Consider the following 8580-nt stretch of genomic DNA (forward strand, 5'->3'; position numbering starts at 1 on the left):
TTTCATGTCTTGAAACTCGAACTTTTAAACGTAAAACCAGGCGATAAAACAAGAAGAATCCCCGTATTCGTTAAGAACACGGGGATTCTTCTTGGTACGCCCTGAGGGATTCGAACCCCCGGCCTTCTGGTCCGTAGCCAGACGCTCTATCCAGCTGAGCTAAGGGCGCATATGCCATCCTTCCGGACAGCTTTATTATAATAGCACACTCTTCCTAGAAATGCAAGCCTTTTTTTCATTTTTCTCAAGCGGCAAAAACCTTAAGGGTTTTTAACAATTTCCACAGCGGTCTCCCGCCGCCTTTTTGGGGAGACGACGAAAATGTACCAAGGCCCGAAAACTTCTTTAATAAAAATTGGCATCCGCTCAAAACCGTGTTATACTATCCCCAATTATTTGACGGAACGGAGTGGGCACATGAATCGTACGGCAGTCGTACAGATCCCGGAGGAACAGCTGGACCAGGTCGCCACCAGCTTTATCAAGGCGGCCAGCGGCTTTTCCAGCCAGATTACCATCGCCCGGGGCGGGCACTGCGTCAACGCCAAGAGCTTCCTTGGCTTCCTCTCCTTGATGCGGGACCAGGGCGAGGTGGCGCTGACCGCCGAGGGCCCCGACGCGGGGGAGGCGCTGGACCGGCTGGCCGGCATCCTGGAAGCGAAATAAGGGCAAAAAGGGGACTGCCTTCCGGCAGTCCCCGCTTCTTATGCTCAGGCCGCCCGCTCCAGCACCCGGCAGAGCATGGAGGCCGCCTCCCCCCGGGTGGCGGTCCGGCTTCCGGCGTAGGTCCCGGAGGCCAGCCCCAGGGCCTGGGCAAGGGCGGCGTAGCCCAGCCCTTCTGCGGGAATGCTCCCCTTGTCGCTGTACGCGCAGGTGTAGATTCCCCCCAGCCGGGCGGCGGGGCCGTAGCCCGCGGCGTCCAGCAGCATCCGCACCACGTCCGCCCGGCTCAGGACGGCGTTGTCGTCCCGCTCCGCAGGGCGGAGGAGCCCGAGGCGGTAGGCGGTATAATACGCGCTCTCCCGCTCATCCTTCTCCACGGCCTCCGGCTCCAGGGCCGCCCCCTGGAGGCTGTGGACCAGCGCCACCAGATCCCACTGGGTCACATTTTTGGCGGGCCGGAACTTCCCTCCGGCATANCCCGCGCCATACCGCGCCAGCTTCTCCGCGTCCGCCCTGGCGGAGCTCCCGGTCAGGTCGTCATAGGAGAGGGGCTGCCGGGCGCCGTCCCGTTCCTCCCGGACCGGCGCGCCGGTCTTGGCGTCCACGCCCGCGTAGTTCTCCGCCCGCTCCAGGCCGTAGGCCAGGCGGAGGGCATAGCCGNAGTCCGTGCCCTGCTCCAGCAGCTTCGCCTGANCCGGGTCCGCCTTGCTGAGCTTCTGGGGGACGTTCCGGTAGGCCAGCACGGCCTCATAGGTCCCCGCCCAGGCGGAGAGGGCCGTCTCCATGGAGACCATGCCGTTGGCGTCGTCAAAGGCCACGCCGCCGTCCCAGGAAGAGGAGAGGGAATAGACGGACCCGTCCGCGTTGTCAATGCCCACATGGACGGCGTTGCCCCGGAAGGGCAGGCCGTTCACCGCCTGGGCAAAGGTGAAGTGCCAGTACGGCTGCGTCTCCGTCCGCCAGGGCATGATCTCCAGGTCCGTCTGGTACAGCACCAGGCTCCGGTCCGGGAAGCGCGTTTTCAGAAAGGCCTCCGCCTGTTTCAGCGCCTCCTCCTCCGTGACCTTCTCCGCCCGCCCATAGGGGGCGGAGGACCAGACGCTGTCCACGGCCCCGGTCTTGGCGTCCACGGTGATGTTCCGGGTGAGGCGCTCCCCGCCGTCGGTCCGGGCGTAGCGCAGGGTGCAGAGGACCCGGCCCGCCTGGNNGTCCGTTCCGGCNTCGCTCTCATAGGACGNACCCGTCAGGGCATAGCCCCGGAGGCCGTAGGCGCCCTCCGCCCGGAGGGCCTTGTCCAGCTCCTCCTTGGGCAGCACGCCCTCCATTTGCGCTGCGCCCTCCTGTTCCGCCTTGGTGAGGCCCGCTTCCTCGGCGGCCGTGTCCGCCGCCTTGGCGGAGGGGGCGGCGTTGGCCCCTCCGGCGGCGGAGCGGTAGCCCAGGCGCAGCTGCTCCTCNAGCTCCGTCAGGTCTATCAGCTCCCCGGTTTTGGCGTCCGCCAGGAAGGTGTGGGCCCCCGCCTCCGGCACATAGCGGAGGACGGCCTTGGCGCTGCCGGGGTCCCGGACATACTCCAGCCGGAGCTTCAGGGTTCCGGCCAGGGCCTCTTCCGCCTCACCGGCGGAGGCGGCGGCCTCCGGCCCGGGCACGCCGCCGATGGCGGCGGTTTCCGGCACGTCCCGGCTGAAATGCTCCACCAGCCCGTCCTCCACCCGGATGGAGTAGTGGAGGGGAGAGGGCNGGCCGTTGAGGACGAGGGTCCCGGACCAGGCGCTGCCGGAGCCGCCCAGGGAGGACGCGCCCTCCGGGCCGCTCAGCTCCGCGGCTTCTCCCGTCCGCAGGACCCGGGCCAGGAAGGCCTCCGCCGCCGCCCGGTCCTCCGCGCCGCCGTTTTCCGGGAAGGAGGGGAAGCCTCCTTCGTTGGAAGCGGGGGCGGAGGCCCGGGATTCCCAGCGGGAGAGGCTGACGACGGTGCCGTCCTCCAGGGCGGAGACGGAGAGGGAGCGCCGTTCCCCCTCCCAGCTCAGGTCCCAGACAGGAGCCAATTCCTCGGACAGGCTGCCCTGGAAGGTCTCATAGGCTTCCGTGTCCAGGGCCAGGGCCTCCTTCACCAGGGCGGTGACCTTGGCAAGGCGAACGTCCTGGGATTCCTCCGCCGCGGCGGCGGGCAGGGTCAGCGCCGCCAGCAGGGCGGCGGCCAGGGTCAGGGAAAGCAGGCGTTTCATGGTCATCCCTCCAAATCTTGTTGTGTTCCTTTAGACGGCGGGGGCGGGAAAAAGGTTCCCGCCCCCGCCGCGATTGAAACGTCTTATTTCAGCTGGTCCAGGGTCAGGGAAAAGCTGTCCATGAAGGTCTCCAGAAAATATTCCACCTCCGGCAGGCCGTAGCCCTCCAGAACCTTTCGCGTCTGGGCGGCGGCGTCCCGGAATTCGGTGTTTCCGGCCTTCAGCTCCTCCACGCATTTGATGTACGCCGAGAGCTTGTCCGCCGCCTTCACCAGCCGTTCCACCTCCGGGTCCACCTCCGTGAGCACCGGGGCGTAGGCCCCCCGCAGCTCCTGGGGCAGCATGGCCAGCAGCTTCCGCTCCGCCACCGCCTCCACCTCCTTATAGGCGTGCTGGATGGCGGGGTTGCCGTATTTGATGGGGGTGGGCATGTCCCCGGTTAAAATCTCGCTGGCGTCGTGGTACAGCGCCGCCGCCGCCACCGCTCCGGGGTCGGCGGTCCCGCCGAATTTCTCGTTGCGGATCACCGCCAGGGCGTGGGCCAGGACGGCGGCCTGGTGGCTGTGCTCCTGGACGTTCTCCGGCGCGGTGTTCCGCATCAGCGCCCAGCGCTGGATAAACCGCATCCGGGAGAGGTAGGCGAAAAAGTGGCTCTTCATATCCTCACTCCTTCAGTTCCCCGAAGAGGGTTTCCCCGTCGGTTTGGGTGATGGCCACGGGGCGGATCTGGTTGTGCAGATCCGCCCCCTTTACCAGCACCTCCGCGTAGTTGGGGGCGTGGCCCAGGAAGAGGCCCTCCTTTCCGGCGGGCTGCTCAAAGAGCACCTCTTCCGTCCGGCCCACGCACTCCTCCAAATAGGTCCGGCGCATGGCGGCGGCGGCCTCCGCCGCCCGGCGGGCCCGCTCGGCCCGGAGGGCCTTGGGAAGCTGCTCCATCTCCGCCGCCGGGGTGCCGGGGCGCTGGGAGTAGGGGAAAATGTGCATCCGGGCAAAGCCGCAGCTTTGAATAAACTCCAGGGTTTCCTGAAACTCCTCCTCCGTCTCCCCGGGGAAGCCGGTGATGAGGTCCGTGGTGACGGCGGGGTGGCGGAAGGTCTTTTTCAAAAGCTCCACGGCCTGGAGATACCGCTTTGTGTCGTACTTCCGCCGCATCCGCCGCAAGGTGGCGTCGCAGCCGCTTTGGAGGGAGAGGTGGAACTGGGGGCACAGGTCCGGCAGGATTGCCGCCCTCTGGCAGAACTCCTCCGTGACAGTCCGGGGCTCCAGGCTCCCCAGCCGGAGGCGCACGCCCGGCACGGCGGCGCTGACGGCCTCCAGAAGGTCGATGAGGGTGGTCCCCTGGCAGAGGTCCCGGCCCCAGGAGGAAATCTCAATGCCCGTCAGCACAATCTCCTGATAGCCCTGGTTTTTCAGCTCCAGGGCCTGGACCGCCGCCTCCCCCATGGGCAAAGAGCGCACCGGGCCCCGGGCGTAGGGGATGATGCAGTAGGAGCAGAAGTTGGCGCAGCCGTCCTCCACCTTCAAAAGGGCCCGGGTCCGGCCCTCCAGCCCCCCGGCGGGGAGCCATTCAAAATGCCGCCGCTCAAAGGGCGGGTCCACGGCCTCCAGGGGGGTCGTGCGCTCCCGCTCTTGGACGGCCTGTTCCAGAAGGCTTAAAAAGCCCATGCGGTCCCCGGTGCCCGTCAGCACGTCGGCCCCCAGGGCCCGGGCCTCGGCGGCGTGGGTCTGGGACCAGCAGCCGCAAACGGCCACCACGGCCCCCGGGTGCTCCCGGCGGGCCCGGTGGACGGCCTGGCGGGACTTCTGGTCCCCGGCGGCGGTGACGGAGCAGGTATTGATAACGTAGGCGTCTGCCTCCTGGCCGAAGGGGACCGTCTCGTGGCCCCGGGCCCGGAGCTCCCGCTCCATGGCCTGGGTCTCGTACTGGTTCACCTTGCAGCCAAGGGTGTAGATGGCGACTTTCATAGTGGATCAGATTCTCCTTGCGCTTTGTAAGATTGTTCGCTATAATGGCTTGGCGTGCCCTATTATACTGGAATCTCCCGGTTTGGGCAAGCCCCCTGGAAAGGAGTTTTTTACCAGATGATTTACCTGGATTACGCCGCCACCGCCCCCGTCCCCCGGGCCGTGGCGGACGCCATGATAGAAGTCCTGACGGAGCGGTACGGAAATCCCAGCTCCCAGTATCCCTTCGGCGCGGAAATGAAAAAGCGGGTCGAGGACTGGCGGAGGGCCGTGGCCGCCCTGCTGGACTGCCCGGCGGAGGGGCTGCATTTCACCTCCTGCGGCACCGAGGGGGACAACTGGGCCCTCCGGGCCGCCGTGTGGCAGAACCGGCACGTTGGAAACCACATCGTCACCACAGCGGTGGAGCACAGCGCCGTGCTGGAGTGCTGCAAATGGCTGGAGCGGGAGGGGTGCGAGGTCACGTACCTTGCCCCGGACCAAAACGGCAGTCTTACGGCGGAGCAGGTTTTAGAGGCCGTCCGGCCCGACACCGCCGCCGTCTCCGTCATGCTGGTGAACAACGAGCTGGGGACCGTGTACCCCGTTGCGGACATCGCCAGGGGCCTTGCCGCCCGAAATCCCAAGACCCTCCTCCACACCGACGCGGTGCAGGGCCTGGGGACCTTCTCCGCCAGGGCCCTGGGGGCGGATTTTGTGACGGTTTCCGCCCACAAGATCGGCGGGCCCAAGGGCGTCGGGGCCCTGTACATCGGCCCCCGGGCGCGGAATCCCCGGCCCCTTCTGGCGGGCGGGGGGCAGGAGCGGGGGCTCCGCTCCGGCACCGAGGCCACGGCCCAGATCGCGGGCTTTGCCAGGGCGGCGGAGCTGCGCCTGGAGGGCCGGGAGCGGGACCGCGCCCATTTGGAGGCCCTTCACGCCGTAGCCCTGGAGAAGATGCTTGCCATACCGGACATGGTTTGCGTGGGGGCGGGGACGGCCCCTCACATTCTGCCGCTGTCCCTGGCGGGCTGGCCCGCCGGAAACATCGTCAACGACCTGGGAAGCCAGNGAATCTGCATTTCCGCCGGGTCCGCCTGCCACCAGGGCAAGCCCAGCCATGTCGTTGCCGCCCTGAAGCTCCCCAAGCGGGTGGCCGCCGGGGTGATCCGCCTCAGCTTTGGCCCCGGCACCACCGAGGCGGACATCGACGCCTGTGCCCAGGCCCTCCGGCGGCACCGGGACACCCGGATGCCCATGCTGTAAAATTATAATAATCGTTTGATAAAGGTGACTTATGTTCAATTTCCTCCGCCGGGAACCCGGCTTTTACAAGCGGCTTTTTAAGCTCTCCCTGCCCATGATTCTGCAAAACCTCATCACCTTTTCCCTGGGGCTCATCGACACCTTCATGGTTTCCCGCCTGGGAAACGCGGAGATGGCGGCGGTGACCACCGCCAACGTCCCGGTGTTCCTCCTCACCAGCATTGTCTTCGGCTTCCAGAGCGGCCTGGGCATTCTGGTGAGCCAGTACTGGGGCAAGGGGGACGAGAAGAGCGTCAGCCGCGCCATGGGCGTTGCCTCCCTGCTGGGAACAGCCGTCACGCTGCCCCTGGCCCTGGCCTTCTGGGCCTTTCCGGTGCCCGTGATGGACCTCCTGTCCAACAAGCATGAGCTTTCCCTGCTGGGCGCGCCCTACCTCCAGGTCATCGGCTTTGCCTATGTGTTCAACATGCTCTCCTCCATCTACGTCAGCGCCCGGCGGAGTGTGGAGGACCCGGCCTTCGGCATGAAGCTCTTCGGCTTTTCCACCATCCTGAACACGGGCCTGAACTACCTGCTGATTTTCGGCAATTTCGGCTTCCCCGCCCTGGGGGTGGCCGGGGCCGCCATNGCCACTTTACTGGCCCGGATCAGCGAGTTTGCCATCTGCGTTGTCTGCGCCCTGCGGAGCAGGCTCATCCCCCTGAACCTGGGGCTGTTCTTCCGCCCGGGCCTGGACATGATGCGCCGCTTTGTCAAGTACGCCTCCCCGGTGGTGCTGAACGAAACCGTCTGGGGCCTGGGGAACTCCCTCTTGACCGTTATCCTGGGCTACACGGACAACTCCGTGGAGATGCTGGCGGCCAACGCCGTCATGGGCAATCTGAACCGCCTGTTCCTGGTGGTCTGCTTCGGCCTGGGAGCCGCCACGGCGGTGATAGTGGGCAANGCCATCGGCGAGGGCCAGGGCCGGGAGAAGGTCATGGACCTGAGCCGGGCCCTCCTCTGGTTCGCCGTGCTGGTGGGGACGGCGCTGGCGGTGTTCTCCATCGCCCTGGTGCCTCTGCTGTTCGTGCCCGTTATTTTCCCCATGTTCAAGCTCTTCGGCCTCTCCGCCGAAATCGCCACGGCCCTGGCGGTCATGGGCTTCGCCTCCATCCCCCTCCACGCCTGTGCCATCTCCGCCATCACCGGGGTCCTCCGGGCCGGGGGCGACGTGATGTGGTCCACGGTCCTGGACATCGCCCCCCAGTGGGTGGTGTGCCTCCCCGCCACGGCCCTGGTGGCCCTGGTTCTGAAACTGGGATGCTGGCCCATCGCCTTCGCCATCCAGCTGGAAAGCATCGTGAAATTCCCCCTCTGCCTTTGGCGGGTCCGGGGCGGGAAGTGGATCAACGACGTGACGGGGGGCGGAACGGAATGAGCCTCTTTCGCTGTCCCCTCTGCGCCGCCCCCCTGGAGCGGGCGGCGGGGGCGTACCGCTGCCCTGGGGGACACAGCTTTGACATCGCCAAGGAGGGCTACGTCCACCTGCTGCCCCCCAACCAAAAGCACTCCGCCCTCCCCGGAGACGACCGGGAGATGGTGCTGGCCCGGCGGAAATTCCTGTCCGGAGGGTATTACCAGCCGCTTCTAAATACGCTTTGTAGTCGAATTTTGGCCCTTTCCGGCGAAACGCCCGCCCTTCTGGACGCGGGCTGCGGCGAGGNCTGGTACACCGCCGGGGTGGCCCAGGCCCTNCGGGCCGCCGGGAGANGGNCCCAAATAGCGGGGACGGACATCTCGAAATTCGCCCTCCGCACGGCGGCCAGGCGGGAGAAGGGGGCGGAGTTCGCCGTGGCCTCCTCCTACCGCCTGCCCCTGGCGGATGGCGGCGTGGACGTGCTTTTGAACTGCTTTTCCCCCCTGGCGCTGGAGGAGTTCCGGCGGGTGCTGAAGCCCGGCGGGTGGTTCCTCTATGTGGTCCCCGGGGCGGAGCACCTCTGGGAGATGAAGGAAATTCTCTACGATAAGCCCTACCCCAACGAGGAGAAGGAGACCCCCTACGAGGGCTTCGCCTATCGGGAGATTGTCCCGGTGGACGGGACGGTTTTGCTGGAGCGGCGGGAGGACCTTCAAAACCTCTTCCGCATGACCCCTTATTTTTGGAAAACCCCCAGGGCCGGGGCGGAGCGCCTGGCGGCCTTGGACCGGCTGGAGGTGCGGACCTCCTTCCGGGTGCATGTGTTTGAAAAGCTGTGAAAGGAGCATTGCCATGAAACCCAATCCCACCCGTTCCGCCCTCATTCTCATTGACATGGAAAACGGCTTTGTGGACCGCCGGGGCGGCCACTGCATCAAGGGGGCCCAGGCCACCGTCCCCGCCTGTGCCCATGCGTGCGATTTGGCCCGGAGCAAGGGCATCCCCGTTTTCTTTGTCAAGCGCATCTACCGCGCCGACGGCAGCGACGTGGAGCTGACCCGGTACGCCGCCTGGAAGGCCGGGGGC

At 66.4% G+C, this 8580-nt stretch carries 8 protein-coding genes and 1 tRNA gene; 5 read left to right on the forward strand and 4 right to left on the reverse strand.

Annotated features, from left to right (window positions below):
- Window positions 1-92: 92 nt before the first annotated feature.
- Window positions 93-169: transfer RNA gene (locus JX325_RS09625), tRNA-Arg, on the reverse strand.
- A 248-nt stretch (window positions 170-417) separates the two neighbouring features.
- Between JX325_RS09625 and JX325_RS09630 the strand changes: the two genes are divergently transcribed.
- Window positions 418-666 (forward strand): HPr family phosphocarrier protein, encoded by a 249-nt coding sequence (locus JX325_RS09630; protein WP_204790937.1) that lies wholly within the window; start codon window positions 418-420, stop codon window positions 664-666.
- 44 nt (window positions 667-710) lie between these two features.
- Here JX325_RS09630 and JX325_RS18705 read toward each other — a convergent pair whose 3' ends face one another.
- The 3 genes from JX325_RS18705 to mtaB form a co-directional block, all read right to left on the reverse strand.
- Complete coding sequence (locus JX325_RS18705) at window positions 711-2885, reverse strand: S-layer homology domain-containing protein (protein ID WP_374220602.1); 2175 nt, start codon at window positions 2883-2885, stop codon at window positions 711-713.
- A gap of 83 nt (window positions 2886-2968) precedes the next feature.
- Entirely contained in the window at window positions 2969-3544 is a 576-nt protein-coding gene (yfbR, locus tag JX325_RS09635) for a 5'-deoxynucleotidase (protein ID WP_204790938.1), read from the reverse strand.
- Window positions 3545-3548: 4 nt separating this feature from the next.
- On the reverse strand, window positions 3549-4850 hold the full coding sequence (gene mtaB / locus JX325_RS09640; protein ID WP_204790939.1) for a tRNA (N(6)-L-threonylcarbamoyladenosine(37)-C(2))-methylthiotransferase MtaB: 1302 nt from the start codon (window positions 4848-4850) through the stop codon (window positions 3549-3551).
- 117 nt (window positions 4851-4967) lie between these two features.
- On the opposite strand from mtaB, the gene JX325_RS09645 reads away from it, so the two are divergent.
- The 4 genes from JX325_RS09645 to JX325_RS09660 form a co-directional block, all read left to right on the forward strand.
- Window positions 4968-6095, forward strand: a complete 1128-nt coding sequence (locus JX325_RS09645; RefSeq protein ID WP_204790940.1) for a cysteine desulfurase family protein — start codon at window positions 4968-4970, stop codon at window positions 6093-6095.
- A 31-nt stretch (window positions 6096-6126) separates the two neighbouring features.
- Window positions 6127-7515: an MATE family efflux transporter gene (locus tag JX325_RS09650; protein ID WP_204790941.1), complete on the forward strand. Its 1389-nt coding sequence runs from the start codon at window positions 6127-6129 to the stop codon at window positions 7513-7515.
- Window positions 7512-8333, forward strand: a complete 822-nt coding sequence (locus tag JX325_RS09655) for a putative RNA methyltransferase (RefSeq protein WP_204790942.1) — start codon at window positions 7512-7514, stop codon at window positions 8331-8333. The genes JX325_RS09650 and JX325_RS09655 overlap by 4 nt, the downstream gene beginning before the upstream one ends.
- Before the next feature lie 13 nt (window positions 8334-8346).
- Window positions 8347-8580, forward strand: a 234-nt coding sequence (locus JX325_RS09660; protein WP_204790943.1) for an isochorismatase family protein, incomplete at its 3' end; no start/stop codon positions are given.

It is taken from the genome of Oscillibacter sp. CU971, from assembly GCF_905219725.1.
Classification (GTDB): Bacteria; Bacillota; Clostridia; order Oscillospirales; family Oscillospiraceae; genus Oscillibacter.

Excerpts from the sequence above, each read along its gene's own strand:
- mtaB (WP_204790939.1), bottom strand. The coding sequence starts at position 4,850 with ATGAAAGTCGCCATCTACACCCTTGGCTGCAAGGTGAACCAGTACGAG.
- yfbR (WP_204790938.1), bottom strand. The coding sequence starts at position 3,544 with ATGAAGAGCCACTTTTTCGCCTACCTCTCCCGGATGCGGTTTATCCAG.
- JX325_RS09630 (WP_204790937.1), top strand. The coding sequence starts at position 418 with ATGAATCGTACGGCAGTCGTACAGATCCCGGAGGAACAGCTGGACCAG.